Source organism: Agrobacterium sp. 10T429, assembly GCF_056393925.1.
Genome location: NZ_JBFTGV010000016.1, coordinates 1 through 14,796 on the forward strand (window position 1 = coordinate 1; position 14,796 = coordinate 14,796).

The 14,796-nt window shown below is 52.0% G+C and carries 14 protein-coding genes and 2 pseudogenes; 7 read left to right on the forward strand and 9 right to left on the reverse strand.

Going from position 1 to position 14,796, the window contains the following annotated elements; translation table 11 throughout:
- A partial coding sequence (locus tag AC1DCP_RS25565) for a transposase domain-containing protein (protein ID WP_476774823.1) occupies positions 1-126 on the forward strand: 126 nt, incomplete at its 5' end.
- Between the two features lie 248 nt (positions 127-374).
- On the opposite strand, the pseudogene AC1DCP_RS25570 reads toward AC1DCP_RS25565, so the two are convergent.
- Together AC1DCP_RS25570 and AC1DCP_RS25575 are read right to left on the reverse strand one after the other, a co-directional pair.
- Positions 375-671 (reverse strand): annotated as a pseudogene (locus AC1DCP_RS25570) (integrase core domain-containing protein); the annotation flags it as partial.
- Positions 671-794: pseudogene (locus tag AC1DCP_RS25575) on the reverse strand (transposase); the annotation flags it as partial. The pseudogenes AC1DCP_RS25570 and AC1DCP_RS25575, both read right to left, overlap by 1 nt.
- Positions 795-1,035: 241 nt before the next feature.
- Between AC1DCP_RS25575 and AC1DCP_RS25580 the strand changes: the two are divergent.
- Positions 1,036-1,239, forward strand: coding sequence for a hypothetical protein (locus AC1DCP_RS25580; protein ID WP_476774813.1), 204 nt, complete (start codon positions 1,036-1,038; stop codon positions 1,237-1,239).
- Between the two features lie 280 nt (positions 1,240-1,519).
- Here AC1DCP_RS25580 and AC1DCP_RS25585 read toward each other — a convergent pair whose 3' ends face one another.
- Together AC1DCP_RS25585 and AC1DCP_RS25590 are read right to left on the reverse strand one after the other, a co-directional pair.
- Complete coding sequence (locus AC1DCP_RS25585) at positions 1,520-1,825, reverse strand: HigA family addiction module antitoxin (RefSeq protein ID WP_174041411.1); 306 nt, start codon at positions 1,823-1,825, stop codon at positions 1,520-1,522.
- A gap of 84 nt (positions 1,826-1,909) precedes the next feature.
- On the reverse strand, positions 1,910-2,188 hold the full coding sequence (locus tag AC1DCP_RS25590) for a type II toxin-antitoxin system RelE/ParE family toxin (protein WP_174041441.1): 279 nt from the start codon (positions 2,186-2,188) through the stop codon (positions 1,910-1,912).
- A gap of 169 nt (positions 2,189-2,357) precedes the next feature.
- On the opposite strand from AC1DCP_RS25590, the gene AC1DCP_RS25595 reads away from it, so the two are divergent.
- Together AC1DCP_RS25595 and AC1DCP_RS25600 are read left to right on the forward strand one after the other, a co-directional pair.
- Positions 2,358-2,663 (forward strand): hypothetical protein, encoded by a 306-nt coding sequence (locus tag AC1DCP_RS25595; protein ID WP_174041410.1) that lies wholly within the window; start codon positions 2,358-2,360, stop codon positions 2,661-2,663.
- A 344-nt stretch (positions 2,664-3,007) separates the two neighbouring features.
- Positions 3,008-4,411, forward strand: a complete 1,404-nt coding sequence (locus AC1DCP_RS25600) for an RNA-binding domain-containing protein (RefSeq protein ID WP_174041409.1) — start codon at positions 3,008-3,010, stop codon at positions 4,409-4,411.
- A gap of 765 nt (positions 4,412-5,176) precedes the next feature.
- On the opposite strand, the gene AC1DCP_RS25605 is transcribed toward AC1DCP_RS25600, so the two are convergent.
- Both AC1DCP_RS25605 and AC1DCP_RS25610 read right to left on the reverse strand, forming a co-directional pair.
- Positions 5,177-5,371: a hypothetical protein gene (locus tag AC1DCP_RS25605; RefSeq protein WP_174041407.1), complete on the reverse strand. Its 195-nt coding sequence runs from the start codon at positions 5,369-5,371 to the stop codon at positions 5,177-5,179.
- A 73-nt stretch (positions 5,372-5,444) separates the two neighbouring features.
- A complete protein-coding gene (locus AC1DCP_RS25610) occupies positions 5,445-5,684 on the reverse strand; it encodes a hypothetical protein (RefSeq protein WP_174041406.1) in 240 nt (79 codons plus the stop codon).
- A gap of 256 nt (positions 5,685-5,940) precedes the next feature.
- Between AC1DCP_RS25610 and AC1DCP_RS25615 the strand changes: the two genes are divergently transcribed.
- Positions 5,941-8,949, forward strand: coding sequence for a 5'-methylthioadenosine/S-adenosylhomocysteine nucleosidase family protein (locus AC1DCP_RS25615; RefSeq protein ID WP_476774814.1), 3,009 nt, complete (start codon positions 5,941-5,943; stop codon positions 8,947-8,949).
- Positions 8,950-9,515: 566 nt separating this feature from the next.
- Here AC1DCP_RS25615 and AC1DCP_RS25620 read toward each other — a convergent pair.
- Positions 9,516-10,430 (reverse strand): nucleotidyltransferase and HEPN domain-containing protein, encoded by a 915-nt coding sequence (locus AC1DCP_RS25620; RefSeq protein WP_174041404.1) that lies wholly within the window; start codon positions 10,428-10,430, stop codon positions 9,516-9,518.
- A gap of 244 nt (positions 10,431-10,674) precedes the next feature.
- Here AC1DCP_RS25620 and AC1DCP_RS25625 point away from each other — a divergent pair, with 244 nt between their 5' ends.
- Both AC1DCP_RS25625 and rctB read left to right on the forward strand, forming a co-directional pair.
- The gene (locus AC1DCP_RS25625; RefSeq protein WP_174041440.1) at positions 10,675-11,595 is read left to right on the forward strand and encodes a LysR substrate-binding domain-containing protein; all 921 of its coding nucleotides are present in this window, start codon (positions 10,675-10,677) and stop codon (positions 11,593-11,595) included.
- Positions 11,596-12,160: 565 nt separating this feature from the next.
- Positions 12,161-12,511 carry an SMa0974 family conjugal transfer regulator gene (rctB, locus tag AC1DCP_RS25630; protein WP_419462740.1) on the forward strand — a complete coding sequence of 117 codons (351 nt, stop codon included), beginning with the start codon at positions 12,161-12,163 and terminating at the stop codon, positions 12,509-12,511.
- A 499-nt stretch (positions 12,512-13,010) separates the two neighbouring features.
- Here the strand turns inward: rctB and AC1DCP_RS25635 are convergent, their stop codons facing one another.
- Complete coding sequence (locus AC1DCP_RS25635) at positions 13,011-13,289, reverse strand: helix-turn-helix transcriptional regulator (RefSeq protein ID WP_476774815.1); 279 nt, start codon at positions 13,287-13,289, stop codon at positions 13,011-13,013.
- A 17-nt stretch (positions 13,290-13,306) separates the two neighbouring features.
- Positions 13,307-14,629 (reverse strand): type II toxin-antitoxin system HipA family toxin, encoded by a 1,323-nt coding sequence (locus AC1DCP_RS25640; RefSeq protein ID WP_080850448.1) that lies wholly within the window; start codon positions 14,627-14,629, stop codon positions 13,307-13,309.
- Positions 14,630-14,796: the final 167 nt, after the last annotated feature.

The following is a 14,796-nucleotide window of genomic DNA, read 5'->3' on the forward strand; positions in this document are numbered from 1 at the left end:
CTGCAGACTGCAAAGATGAATTCTGTCGATCCCCAGGCTTGGCTGACGCAGACGCTCGAGCGCCTCGCAAATGGCTGGCCTAGCAGCGAAATCCATACTCTTATGCCGTGGAGCTACAAGGCCTGAACGGCGTCAGCTTGCCGCTTACGAATTGCCACCCCTTCCACATAGCTTTGAAGTGCTGGGCCAAATCAGATCGAGACGCATAGTCGTAGGCGTTTTGGCGCATCCGCCTTGGGTCTGCCTCGGTGAGCGATATTAAATACTCTGACCTTGCCCCCAAGTTTTATCCAGTTTTGAGTTCGCTCCAGCGGTTTTTTGAGGTGCTCCCCGTTTTTGGGCCAGCGGGAGCTGGAATTTTCCGGGGTTATGGCTCAGGTCGGCGTTGATGCCGATGAGCCGTTCATGAGCAAAATCGGCACCTTGTTGCCGATCGCGCTGTGTGGCCGGAACTCGTTGTGGTCTCTACGCCAATCCTCCATCTTTGCCCGCGCGTCGTCAAGACTCATGAATCAGTGGGCGTCCAGGCACTCGGCGCGGAACTTGCCATTGAAACTCTCGATGTAGCTGTTGTCCGTCGGCTTGCCAGGCCGGGAGAAGTCGAGCATGACACCCTTGTGAAGGGCCCACAGCTCGAGATCACGAGAGATAAACTCACTACCGTTATCCACCAATTGTAAAACGTTGCATCCGAAATGCCCGCCTTGCGGCACACCTCACCAATCGGTGTTCCATCCTCCGCCCTGCTTCAACACAAATGCGATCTGCGCTTCCGAAAACTTGGACGCCTTCATCGAATTCTCCTCTTCTTCCCTTCATGGATCATAAGTGGAAAATTCCAGTTCAAAATGGCCCAATTTGTTGGGGGCACGTCAATCGGCAGAAGATGCGCGGGCGGCCTTTATCGATGCAGCGCACGAAGCGCTCCTGTCGGTCTCGCCAGATGATAACCTAGATTTCTAGCTACTATTTTTCTTCATCGGATCTCCGCACTATTCGGCCGCCATGCCTCAACCGTACGATGCCGTCTATATTGTGTATGAAGACCTGGTAAGCGGCATTCGCCGCCATAATGCTGCCAGCGCCGGCAAGCTCCTTTCTTCGAAAGCCGTCGCCCGTGATTTCATCGACGGTGAAAGGAAATTTGGTGTCGAAGAAAGGCACCTTTTTGGGGTCTGGCAAATCCACCATATGCTGTTCCTGCCCGACTTCGCAAAAGAAGACGCTTCCCGCCCGTAGACCCACGCGGTGATCGTTTGCCAGTCAAGTTTCCCCTTTGCTTTGTAGCAAACCTGCCATTCACCTTGATGGCAAATCAGCATCGGCCAGCTTAGTGGCTTCCTGATTGTCATTTGAATTTCGGATGATTTCAGGAGCGGCGCTGGCATTGATCCTTCCTTTTTGTTCTGTGAACGTTCTCGTACGCAAAAAGTGACGAGCAATCGCCGGTAGACGCCAAGATACAAAAAGCCGCTCATGAAGCTGAGCGGCTTTCTTGTTGGCTCTCTATTTGTCGTGTTCAGGCGACTTCCAAAGTGGGTACGTCTTTTAAGTCGATGTTATGTTCAGCCTGCCACGCGTCGTAAGCTGCCTGCATCCTGAGCCAAATGGCGGCTCCGTCTCCAAACAGCTTGCCCAGTCTCGCCGCGACATTCGGCGATATCGGCTTCTTCTCGTTAACGATGTCATATAGCTGCTGTCGGGAAATCCCCAGCATATTTGCTATCTCTACCTTAGTCCTCCCTGTATCCGGGATGATATCATTGAGTAATGCGCCCGGATGAGAAGGGCACCGCATAGCACGCCTCTCTACCTCATAAGCCATTCTCGTCTCCAATCTCTCTTGCTGTGTGTTCACTTCTGTCTTTTTTGGTGCCAGCCGAAAACTTATCCGGCTGGCACAGGTTCCTTAATGATACTGCTCAAAATCAACATTGAATGCGTCACCATCCTCAAATTCGAATGTTATGCACCAAGGCCCGTTGATATGAACTGTATATCGTGTCGGGTCGAAACCCTTGAGTGCATGGAAGTCAAAGCCGGGAAGCTTCATTTCGCTAATCGTGGCTGCTTGTTCTAGCCGGTCTAATCTAAGGAGGATGCGTTTATGCATCTTCTTATCGATCTTAGATGTCTTCCCTTCCTCGAACAGTTCGAGCAACGCTTTGCTCTTAAAGGTCTTAATCAATTTCTTAGCATCCTTGTTTTCACCGAAGCATTTCATGCCCTTTCGTGTTGATCCCCATGGAAGCGAATGTAAGTTATCTGCTTACAAACATCAAGGGGTAGCGTAAGCTTTTTGCTTACAAAGCATATCTCGCTTTCGGATTGTCCCGCTCGATCTAACTGGATTTTTTTTGCAATCACCGGTGAAAATTGGCTTTGTCGATCATAAATATTCGACAGGCGATAATGCCATAACTGATAAGAGAAAAATCGATATGCCACATTTTGAAGTATTAACTGACACCGAAACTGCAGAACGGATTGGCGCTAGCGGCACGTTTCAAGTTGTTGAAATCTTGGACGAAGACGGCAAAGATGCCTCCGCCCAGCTTGGGATTGACGCCGGCAGGCACTATCATACTGAACGAGAGCTTCAGGAGGATATTGCCTCGTCCCTTGGTGTGCCGGTTGAAGACGTCTCGCTCGACGTAGAATAGTCCATAACCAAAAAAGAGGCCGCTTACTAAGCGGCCTTTTTGTATGACGCGCGTCGACGCAGATGCGTCAATCCACCTTTTCACGGTCCATATGTTCTTTGAGGGCCTCTGGATAGCTCAACCCATTGTCCATCGCCCATTGAAAAAATCGATTATATGTAGATACGGGCGGAAGAATGTTAAGGTTTCCTGACGGCACAGTCTCTTTACGCCTGACAATCTTCTGCGTTGGTTGGCGAGACACAAAGTATAATGCTTCATATATGACTTTGATGCGTCAAGGTTGACGCATTTGCTATTTTGGGTGACCACCTTAGTATTGGCCAAAAACGGAGGCTGGCTAAGTGAAGTACGATTATAACCCTTTCAACGCCCCATTTGAGAACGTGACAGCCGAAGACCTGGCTGTATTGCGAAATGTCGCAGAGGGGTGGTACGTCGAATACAAACGTGAGCCGGCTAACGCAAACGCTGTCGCAAAATCAATCACCGCCCTTGCAAACACTTATGGCGGGTGGGTCTTCTACGGCATAGACGAAAAGTCAAAATCAGAACCCGTCGCAGGTGCATTTTCGGGAATCCCGTCAGAGCAGGCCGACGCCACTCTTCAAAGAATAAGACAAGCGGTCGCTAACCACGCTCAGCCAACGCCATTTTTTCAGGCGAAATCTCTGGCGGGTCCAGTGGATGCCATCGGTTTGGCGCCTGATCGCTGCATCATTGTCGTACATGTCCCTTGGGGTCCTGCGGCTCCGTTCGTGCACAAGGATGGAAGAATTTACCGAAGGGTCGGTGACGGTTCTGAGCCCAAGGAAGAAACTGATCGCTTTTTGCTCGATCAACTTTGGAGGCGGTCGGATAAAATTCTGGATGAGTACGCTAGCTGGATCGATGAAGACCTCGAAACATCCGAGGGTGAAAAAAATGCGCCTTTTTTGCGCTTGTTCCTGGTAGCGGACTTTTGGCGCGACCATCCCTTGCTCAAAGACGTATCTCTTCGAGCAGTAAGGGATATTTTCAGCAGGCAGGGCGCTTTCCGCACGCCCTACATGAACGTTTTCAAAACTGTCGATGGTTTCATAGCGAGGCAAGTAGCAAATGAAGACCCTGAGGCCATGGGGTTGACATGGAAGTGCACAAACGACCTTCAGACGGAGGTTATAGTGCCGCTGTCAATGTTCTCGGGGCGCGATCTAAAAAGTCTACGAGACCATTTCGAAGGATATGTAAACACCGACCGGTTCCTAGAGGTTTGCCGTCAGCAGCGCTATAAAACGCCAAGAATACTCGACCTCAACCTACTCTTTTATGTTCTCCTTGGGCAGATGAGCCTAATGCAAGAGTTGGCGGCCGAGTTTGGTTGGAGTGGTCCATTTTCCGCGAAGATAAAAGTATCAGGCGTGTGGAGAGCGATACCATTCCTAGATAACGCTGATTACGTTGACGAGGTAGCAAAGCATGGTCTGCCGCTACTTCAGTCTGACGAAATTTCCATTTGCAGAGGCAAAGAGAAAACTACGTTCATAGCCCTACCGCCTCCCGCCGAGACAGACGACCAATTCGATTATGTAATTGTTACCGCGACCCGGCTTTTTTATTCAGTTATTTCGGCAATGGGGGTGCCTTCCTTAATCGAGGACGAAGCTGATCCGGAGGGGCGGATTCTCAGTTACACGGACGTCGGGGAGCGTGCGATCAAAGTGATGCGCCTAAGAACGGAAAAGCAAAAAGAGACGGCGCGCGATTAGCTTCTTTAGGCCGCTCAAAACGGTCCGCTTACAGACAGGGCTGGGCCGTTATGCTCAAAAGAGTCATCCTCGACTTTCTTGCGTGCGCATAAGAGCAGGCCCGCTTTGAACAGGGAAACGGCTATGTCACGCACATTTTCTTATGGCAGGGTCTTACCAACCGGGTAAACAGTCCAAAACCACCGATGCCATTCGCCCGCCGGCCTGCTCTTCTGCGCGAGTGCTAATTGTCGCGTTGGTTAGCGGCTGGTGTATCGCGAGGCGAATGATCCGGGCTTAAGTTGGCCTGTCCAATCCGTGGCAATACTGGCACCGCCAGCGCCTGTTAATATAGCTTTGTTCGGTCGGCATCTTCTCCAGATCGACTTTGACGACGCGGTTGCACTGGTGCAGTAGGCGGTCACGTTGTAACACTCTACCCGTAAATAACCGTTGGTGCCGGGCTTCGGTTCGTAGGTCAGGGCCGATCCCTCTTCGCGCGCGCAAGAACAAAACTGTTTTTCTCGCGATTGCCGCAGCCAAGGCACCGTAACAGCGGCTCCATGGAGATGATCGGCCGGAATTTCCCATAACACCGCTGTAGCGCCCACCTATCCAGCATGCCGACGCGCTTGCAGTGCCAACATTGCGCCCCTATGACATACCATTGCGGCAGATCGGCCAAGGTCGCCGAGTGGTCCCGCTGTGGCACAAAGATACCGGTCGGTCTCGGCGGCATGTTGTAGTTATTGCCGCCGGTCAAATCGATACCGCGACGATGTCGCATCATTCCCGCTCGGCGCTCGGCTTCCATCCGCGTGTGTATCCCCGACCCATCGGTGTGACAGCCATGGATAGCTGATTTTGCAGATGGTGAATTTCGTCAAGCAGCGTTTCCACGGCGGCAACAGCGTTTCCGTCATGGCCCTGGATGAAGTAGGCGGCAATGTCGTCCGGCTGTTTGATCTCGTTCGGGCGCACGTTTCCAACTTCCTGTTTCAGAGCCGCAAAGTTTCACCTGTAGTGAAAAGATTCCCGCCCCCGCGCCGGTAAATTAGTCTGGCATCAAGTCGGCGATTTGCCCGTGCTGGACAAGCAGACGAGGGTTAGCCATGCTGCCGCTTTCTTCGTCAACGGTAACGGCATATGCCGCAACGCCGATGTGGCGCGGTGACATGGCGCTCGCCATTTTCTCGGCGGATGCCGCGTTGTTTGCGGGGCGCATATCGCCCCGCATGATCCCGTAGCGCCCCTTTTTGAATTGCACCACGATAATCTTTTCGGCGTCTGACATATCGGCTTCCCTCTCGTTTGTTCTATAAATGTTCTCATTTAAGAAAGAGTCAACTATCACAGTTTTTCGCTGAAACCCTATGGGCGATACAGCTGAGTCCGGTCTGGTATGGAAGTAGCGCAGGGCTGGTCTGTCACGTGTGTCATTAACTTTCGCAATCCCCAACTCCCTTGCTTTTGGAAGACGGGGGCGAACGGGTGGCTTGCTAGAAGAGTAATATTATATACAACTTACAGAAGAATCGCTTGGAGATTATATGATGCATGTTAGCGCAGTAATTTATACGCCTTTGATGGAAGAGTTCTCGAGCCTCCAAGTACGTTTCAAGCCTGAGACCGATGTAAACGGCGATTGCTATACCGGTTATCTTTCAAACATGAGCGATGGAAAGCAGGTTCTCATTGTAGTTGGCTTCGAGTGGGGAAACGATGCCGCGTATGCGGTTATGCATGAGGTGCTGAAATCTTACACCTGCGACATGGCAGTTTGTATCGGCATCGCGGGAGGAATATCTAGCGACGCAAAATTAGGGGACGTCTTCTATTCGCGGCAGGTGCTTGATCTAACTCAGCGAATGAAACAGGAGAAGGTCAAAGGCGTCACACGCATTAGGTACGATCCAGAACCTTATCCAAGTACTGAAGCGATAGCCAAATCGCTCGACCGCTCAAGACTCAGCGCGACCGGGGCGGCGCCTTACAGCGCATGGAAAAAAGCATGCGCTCTTGTCAACGAGGGAAGACTCGTAGGCATCAGCACAACTTCCCTAGGGCATCCTACGTCACATTTTTGGACCCCAGAAGCCTACAGCGGTAAGGTGGCCTCGACCAACATGGTTTTAGCGGACTCACAAGCCGTTGAGGATGTGAAAGAGTGCGGGCGCAAAATGGCCTGTGTAGATACAGAAAGCGCAGGCTTCGCACGGGCATGCAGCACCATTCCCAATCTGCCGAATATTGTTATTCGAGGAATCTCGGACACTGCTGACGAGCAAAAAAAGATTACTGAGAACGAGTTTAAAAATGTTTTTCGCGCTATTGCTGCTAGTAACGCCACACTATTTCTGTTTCACAACCTAGGTAGGATGTTAGATAGCGTCAAACTGAAACCCACTTCCGAGATTGCGGTAAAGGAAGATCCTCAGGCTGCCGCTATTTCATCAAACGAAAAAATCATAAAGGATGAGTTGACTAAGCGTTCCCTTGTTTTCAAGACCCTCGAAAACGAACAAAAAATGCCAGTACCTCGTTTGAGGAATATCGGAACTCTTTCTGATGCCGAGAACAGTAAGCGCCCACCTGAGCTCGAAATCGAACAAGTTTTGTCAGAAAATAACCGCGTGCTTATCCAACTTCCAAACCACTACCCTGACGCGGCGTTACCCTGGCTATTCGGTCATCTTTTGACCGAGGCAACCCTTCACAATCGTTACACGATTCCCGTATTCGTTAAGTGGTTGGAATTTGGACCTCCTAAAAACAACCTTGATGCTCAACTTGATGAAAGGGGCTTGGCTTTTGCCAAGAATTCGAAAATCCATCACCTCGTTTTTGTAATCCTCGACGTCAAGCTTGGCTCAAAATCAAAAGCGCAATATCTAACAAAAGAAGCTTCAACATTCGAAAACGCGACGATAGTCCTATTTCCTGATCGCAATGAGACAAACGTCGTAGAGAACGAAATAGAACAGCACTTTTCACCTGAGGTATTCCAAGTCGAAGGCATCTCTTTCACCTCCGTAACGAGATACGTTCAGAACAACTTTGGGATGCCTATGGACGAGGCGGAAATGGTGGCCGCGAGGCTGATGTCCACCTTCAGGAACTACAGGCTAAAAGTCCACCCGACCTTCTTGGTTTCAATACAAAAAGACACGGTTGTATCTTTCATCGACGCCAATCAACGCGGAGAGCTAATCGAGCTTGCGGTGGCCGGTCTTCTCTCTCTTCTCGTTGCTGATGACCCTTCTCGGGTAAAACTGAAGCGCGGAACCCGAGAGCGCTTCCTCGCTCAGCTGGCGGTAAATATCTACAGCGAAAAAATTCAGTACGACAAAGACGGGTTGGAGCGGCACGTTGAGAATTATGCGAAAGAAATGGGCTTTGATATTGAACCCAAGCAATTCATTGGCGTGTTCGTGGATAAGGGCATCATTGCCTTCGAAGGTGGGAAAGCAGAAATCGCCGTTCCCGTTATCAGGACATATATGCTGGCTAAAGGTCTCGTAGCAAATGGCGCGAAAGGACTAAAATATTTTGATTTCAATCAAAGTAAATTTGACTACGCGACCTTCGATCTGTTTTCAGAGTTTAATAATGATCCATCTTTGTATTCGCTAATTTCGAAAAAATTAGACGAGTCAATTTCCTTTTTTGAAGAGAAGATTAGCAAATACAATTCAAAGATTGAGGATGGTAAGTATAGAAGTAAACTGTTAAGTCGCACGCTGGACTTCTCTAAAATGTCTGAAGAACTTACAAAGGTCGCAGAACAACTTCTAGAGGTGACAAGCCTTGTAAGCGAGAAGCAAGCAAAATTGGACGTCCAGTCAGAAATCGCACGCAGCAGCACTGCCAAGAGCATCGACATTTCCGACCCAGAATCTTTTCAAGCAGAGCACATTGCGATCACTAGGTTCTTCGCAGCCGTGGTCATGTTGGGCGCTGCGGCGGAAAAGATGTTGGACACAGACAAAATAGAAGTGATCCAGAAAGTACTCAAACTCACCGCCTTGATATCAACTGACCTTCTGACAATTTATTCCTCGTTTGATGTGGAGAGCGCAGTTAAGGAAGCCATCACAAAAATTCGGGAAAGCGGAGCTATCACGTTCGATGAGGACGGCGCAGAGGAGCAATTCGAGAAGTATGTTGAGATGGTTGCATCGGAATGGGAGTTCAATATGGCTGCCCATCCGATTCATACCATGCTTGCAGTGCTTTGCGAAACAGGCCGAACAAACGTTCTCATATCGCCCATCTCTCGGTCAACTACCACCAGTGACCTAGAAGAATTCTTTCGCGCCTCATGGGCTTTCGATATGGACCCAATCGGTCAAAGCAACCTTCCTCGTGAGCTAAGCAAATCCTTGGGCAGTTCCCCCTTCCTGCGGATGGTATTTGGTATCTCGACAATCAACCGGATTTACTGGTTCCATCATGGCAAGTCGAAAAAGGAAGCTCTGCTTAAAGGAGTAAACGAACTGTTCAAGCCTCTCTCGATTGAAAGCAAGCTTGATAAAAAAGACCTAAACGGAGATGCCTAGGACTGGTCGCGCACTCCACGACTAGTGACGCTAAGCGGGGCACAGGCGCTGTTGGACACATTCTGAGAAAGCCTAATGATTATGTAGAATAGCTTCACGTCCAATTATCTAATAAGCCGCTGATTTCGTTAAAAATCAGCGGCCCGGCTTGGGATGCCACTCCAGACCATTTATACCGCAGAAAGTCTCTATTTCGACTTTTTTATAACCATATGCCTGCCAGCAGAATCACGGGATTATTGTAGAGGAACTCGCTAAGCGTCGAATGCAAGTGCAACCAGATGCCAGCCCCTACGTCTACGTATACCGTCTTACTTGCCTTGGTGGCTGGTTGGCAATTCCATCTCAATCATCGCGGTCGACGGGCTTCTGCGAACGTCACCTTCTTCGCTTTTCTGCCGGAGACCGGACAGTCATAGGACGGCACTAAACCAGCAACGCTGCGCGAGCATGCGCGGCTCCGGGCTGTATTTTTCGCAAGAAATCCGCCAGTCAGCGTACTTACTAGGTCGCTCGCACAAGTAATCGGGACAGTCCCATGATGTTCAGACGAAACAGCCCAGCCTTCAGCTCCCGTTTTCCACGGTCTGGTGCAGCCTTTCGATATGACTGCGGCAGAGCGTCTCGATCAGGGCGTGAAGTTCTGCGGTTCGCTCCTGAAGCCATTCAAGCGCTTCCTCCGATATCTCGAAACGCTTTGAATAGCGCGCCTTGACGTAGGCCTCGTTGAGAATGTTGTACCATGCCGTAAAACGCTGATGGTCGCGCGGCCAGATATTTACCAACCGGCGATCACGATCCTCCGAAAGCCCGCGCAGAAATTTGAGGTTGTGTGACGCAGGTGAATAGTTTGTCAATGTCAGGAGAAAGCAGTTGTAGGCCGTCTCGACCGCCTGATGGAGTTCGAAGGCGGCCCGCCGAGGATTTCCTCTCTCGAGAAAGAAACCAACGCTTGCGAGTAGGTCGCCGATTTCTTGATTGTGGAGAGCGAAGTGCTCCCGTGCGACACGGAGTGCATCAGCAGGACTGAGAGGCTTGGGCTCGGCGAGCGGCCGGTCGTCGAATTCGTAAAGGACAACACCTTCGCGGGCGATATCCACGAAGAAGTACTGGCCGTCATGCAAGAAGTTGCTGATCTCGCGGGCGCCATGCGCGATAAGACCGACAGGTGTCTCGATCTCCTTATCCCACATCAGCCGGTCTGTCGCCTTGTCCCAGTATTTGGGATCGGCCAGTTCCTTGTTGCTGACTATGACGAGAATATCGAAATCCGATCGATAACCTTTCGACGTGTGCGGCTCGTCCACCCAGGTGCCACGAGCGTAAGAACCGAACAGGATGATTTTATAAATCCGCCCGTCTTTCTTGGCTTCGGACTTCGAGCGCTCCACAATGCCGGCGAACTCTTCTTGGATGATCCGGACGACCCTTTCCAGTTCGCGCTGCTTTGTCTGCGGAAGATGTCCGATATCCGATTTCATGGCCTCACCATCGATTCTTCTGGGTAGATATTCTAACCGCTACCGACAGGCGATTTCTACTCCACATTGTCGTAGTCCCAATCCGCCTGCATCCACATTATGCGAGGCTCAACCGCGCTCAGCAACCATTAATCGTACAAACCTATCAATGTCGCATCTGGACCGACGCGCTCAACCACTTTATCCTTCCTGGTATTCGAGGCCTCCCTCGATCTTAATTGCGCCGGCGGCGGAAGGAACTGAAATGGATCTGCGCCAAATGAGCACATTCGTTGCCCTCGCAGAGGAGCTGCATTTCGGGCGCGCCTCCATCCGGCTTAACCTCGCCCAGCCTGCCGTCACTGCCCAGATCCAGGCGATCGAGAAGGAACTTGGCGTTCCCCTTCTAATCCGTTCCACACGCCGTGTTCAACTCACTCCGGCAGGTTCAGTTTTCTACGAACGTTGCGTTCAACTGCTTCGCGACGTCGACGAAACTTGTGCGATCACACAGGCGGTTGCGGGCAAGGCTGCCAGTAAGATCACCATCGGTACAATTCACCCGGCGACCTTCGGTGTTCTACCCGATTTTCTTGCCCGAATTGGCCGACGTTATCCGGATATCCGCATTCATATCCGCAACGGCACAACCGAATCCATCGTACGGGACATTGAGCGCGGACAGGTCAATATCGGGTTTGTCCGGCCTTTGGACAACAACGGCGCATTGCGATGGCAGGCAATAACAGAGGAGCGCTATTTACTCGCCGTCTCCAAAGAAAACGCTTTGGCTGAGGCCGAGACCGTCACGCTGGAAGACCTTCGCCGCCAGAAGATCATTTCCTTCTCGCGTTCAAACCTGTCCTACACGGAGCGGTATTTTCTCGATACATTCCGCGAGCACGAACTCTCCGATCGGATCGTCTATACCTGCGACGACACACTTTCACTAATCGCGCTCGTCTCCGCAGGCGTCGGTGTCGGCTTTGTTCCGGAATGGGCGGCAAACCTGCCGAACAGAAACTTTCGTTTGAAGGCAGTGGAGGAGATTGATCTGCGTATCGGCCTTGGGCTCGCCTGGAGCAACCAGGACCCGACCGCCAATCGTGATGACATCATCGAGATCGGCCGCCAGCTCGCATCCAATATGGCGAAAGGGCCGGCTCGTAAACAGCACCGCAACTGAACATCCGAAGTAGCATGCGGCAGGCCGGGGTTTTTGGTTTGCTGAACAGTCGTGAACGCACTGCTACGTGCGGACCTTATTCTCGCGCAACACAGCAAACACGAAGTCTGTCGTCGTAAATCACCGCGTGACATCTCGGGGACCGGTGACCTTCAGGTCGGCGTCATTGAAAATGTTTGTGACGCGGGTGTTGACCGTCAAGCCCCGCGCAACCGCGGTGCCAGCCATTTTACTACCCACCGGCCGTTACGCACTTGCTGTCTCGTTTGCCCGGCCATGAACTGGACAAAGGTCTGCCAAGCGTTGGGGGCCGAAGGAGGAACCCGTTCTGAAGAATCGGCAGAACCTCTCTTTCCAAGTTATCCTGATAAATTCTATCCCGCCCGCCGCACGGTGTAGCTGCGAGGTACGCCGATCGCATCAATACCCCTCATATGAGGGAGCGCCGTTGTGGGTATTTCCCATCATACGGACCAACTGCATGTTGTCCTTCATACCACCGTTGGTCGTCGCTTATGTTTTATGTTGGGCAAAGCGGATGGAAGACACTTCTGAGGAATGATAAATGGGGTATCAAAATGTCTCAGAGGCCTTCATCGAGCTAGAAGCTTCACTCACCGTAGCGAATAAAATCTGCACGCTGAGCCGAGATATCTGCTCGTCGATAACCGACAGGTGCAACGGCAGGCAACTGAATTTCGAAAATGGGTGTGCCATCATCACGGTCGTTGACGATGGTCTCCTTGTAAGGGTCTCCGCTGGAGACCTGCTCACGTTCTACGGCATTCAAACGGTGATCGAGGGTCGCTTGTGGGAGATAGCACCCAGCGCCGCAAGATCAATGACATGGCTACCAGCACGAGAGTCCCGCTCCGGGCAATTCCCTAGAACCGCGACAACGGACATGAGAGAATGACGGTCTCTAGCTCCGTTGGATCAGTGCGAAAAATTTCCAGGTCGTAGCTGTCGAACCACGGTTTTTACCAGCGCCATGCAATATGTGCCTGGGCACCTCCGTGCGCTGCTGCGGGCTGCCCCAATCACTCTCGAGCAGACCGCGGAACCTCTCAAAGTCGAGGGGTGGGGCTGGGTGCAACCCTCCCTCGATGCCTCGGTCATATATGTACGAGGATCTTTATCTTCCGATTTCGCTTCCAAGACGATCAGCGGCTTGCCGTCGTTACCCAGCAACAAAAAATCGATGAATCCCTTCGCGCTTTTCTCAAAGTCCGCACCGAGACTTTGGATGTGCTCAGGCTTCAGCATGACGTTCGGCTCGAGAACGACATTCGCGGGACCGCTCTCTTGTCATCGAAGAAGCGCCAGCCAGCGGCCTCCAGCAGCCGATTGATTTTGATCCTCGCCGTCGCTTCCTTGCGTAGTACCAACGCCCATCCCCCGAGAAAATTCAGCCATCATTGCGCCTTCGGAATAAACCCCACAGTAAATCCTAACAATCGGCCAATCTTCCCTAAAGTTTCGAGCGTTGGGTTCGCCGTCCCGGCTTCGATCTCAGCAACTTGGCGCCTGGTGAGCGATAGCGTCTTGGCGAATTCGTCCTGCGTCAAACCAAGCCCCCTTCGGATTTCAACAACAGCCTCAGGTAACCTCAAGTCGCCAGTCCGAGCGCGTTCCGCCAGTGTTCGCCGGTTCTCAAGAATTTCCTCTTTCGTTGGCTTTTTCCATCGAGCCATTTAGATGTCCTCCGGCATCACTGACACGCCGCCAGAACGCTCTCCGCGATTTCAATGCAGCGTCCCATTGCACGCTCTAGAATTTCCGGAGACCCACCCATATCTTTCGCCATAGCCGGTGTTTGCCGGAGGTATTCGGCAAACACGGAAAGCTCAGCTGCGAGCGCATTCTGCTCATCAGGATCGGGGATCAGTTCAGCGCAAATGCGTTTCCAATCGGGAAGGTGATCGCGACCACCGTCCCGCATCATGGCCCAGCGGGTGGAACGAACGATCCCCTCTTTGGCAAGCCGCATTGGCGCGAAATCAAAGAGCGAAGACAGGCGGATCGTGCCGTCCTGGTGCTTACTCAGTGCAGAATTTCGGCCATGATTATCGGGATTGCCGAGCGCCAAATTGGCGATGTCCCGCTTCAGGTATTCGACAATGTCCGCGAAGGGATTGGCAGAATATTGGCGCAAAACGTCGATGTAGGCCTCGTGCGAGCCGACATGACCGAAATCAGCAACGCCGATCGCGGATACCAGGCTTTCTTGGCCCAGCCTAACGGTTTCGCCACCTTCTTTTTTCTTCCGGTCGAACCGAGGAATGATCAGGACACTTTCGGCATAGGTCGAAGGTTCGTGCACATTCAGGCCGATCTCTTGAGCGATCCGCGAATAGAGAGCTTCGCCTTCGAGTATAAGGCGGTCCACGGGCTCGTTGCTGCGGACCAGCTTGACAATGACGTGGCGCACGGCCTCATCATCAGTTACAAAGCTGTCGGGATAATAGAGACCGTCCTTCGCTTGGGTCATCGAGACCTTAGGCCATTCGCCTTGCAGGCCACTTGAGCCAGAGGCGAGCATTCCGAAGCGATCGGCGACTTCCATGAAACGATCCGAGCGCTCAAGGATTTCCGCTTCTGTAACCCCTTGGCGCTCAACACCGCGCAGCCGGTCCGTCTCGGCCTCCGCCGCTTCTTTGATCCGGATATTGCCTATGCCGCCCGTCGCCGATCGCAGAAGCAGCGGGAGATCGGAAGCGCGCGAGCCTTCAGCAAGACTGAGATGCTCGGCAAGCTTTCGCCTTGCATGCCCCTGGGGCATAAGATCCAAGAGGAAGGGCGGCCAGCTGCGGCTATATCGATTTTCGAGATCAACGGGATATCGGACAGATAACGCGCGATGGTCGCGAACCGTTTTTCCACCCGCGAACTCCGCAGATGCAACTGTGACGAAATAGTCGAGATCGTAATCGACGATGGACGCGCCCTGGAAGCCGGCCGCGTCATCCTTAAGTTCTAGCGTCGCGGCGTGATGCCACTGGCCATAAAAATGGGTTTGGAGCGTTAGGCGCATTAATTGACCCTTTCAATGGTTCAATTAATGCATATTTTCAATTTATTCAACCCATCAAAGTGGGTTGAATAACTGCCCTTGGAACTGCCAGCTAACGAAGCGGTCATTAAAGCTCCTGATCCGGCTGACCATCTTCCGGCCACGCAACGCATTGCCGCAAGCGAACA

What these genes read in the sequence shown, in the direction of transcription:
- AC1DCP_RS25585 (WP_174041411.1), bottom strand. Translation starts at nt 1,825, where the DNA reads ATGGCTTATGAGGTAGAGAGGCGTGCTATGCGGTGCCCTTCTCATCCG.
- AC1DCP_RS25610 (WP_174041406.1), bottom strand. Translation starts at nt 5,684, where the DNA reads ATGTCAGACGCCGAAAAGATTATCGTGGTGCAATTCAAAAAGGGGCGC.
- AC1DCP_RS25615 (WP_476774814.1), top strand. Translation starts at nt 5,941, where the DNA reads ATGATGCATGTTAGCGCAGTAATTTATACGCCTTTGATGGAAGAGTTC.
- AC1DCP_RS25620 (WP_174041404.1), bottom strand. Translation starts at nt 10,430, where the DNA reads ATGAAATCGGATATCGGACATCTTCCGCAGACAAAGCAGCGCGAACTG.
- AC1DCP_RS25625 (WP_174041440.1), top strand. Translation starts at nt 10,675, where the DNA reads ATGGATCTGCGCCAAATGAGCACATTCGTTGCCCTCGCAGAGGAGCTG.
- rctB (WP_419462740.1), top strand. Translation starts at nt 12,161, where the DNA reads ATGGGGTATCAAAATGTCTCAGAGGCCTTCATCGAGCTAGAAGCTTCA.
- AC1DCP_RS25635 (WP_476774815.1), bottom strand. Translation starts at nt 13,289, where the DNA reads ATGGCTCGATGGAAAAAGCCAACGAAAGAGGAAATTCTTGAGAACCGG.
- AC1DCP_RS25640 (WP_080850448.1), bottom strand. Translation starts at nt 14,629, where the DNA reads ATGCGCCTAACGCTCCAAACCCATTTTTATGGCCAGTGGCATCACGCC.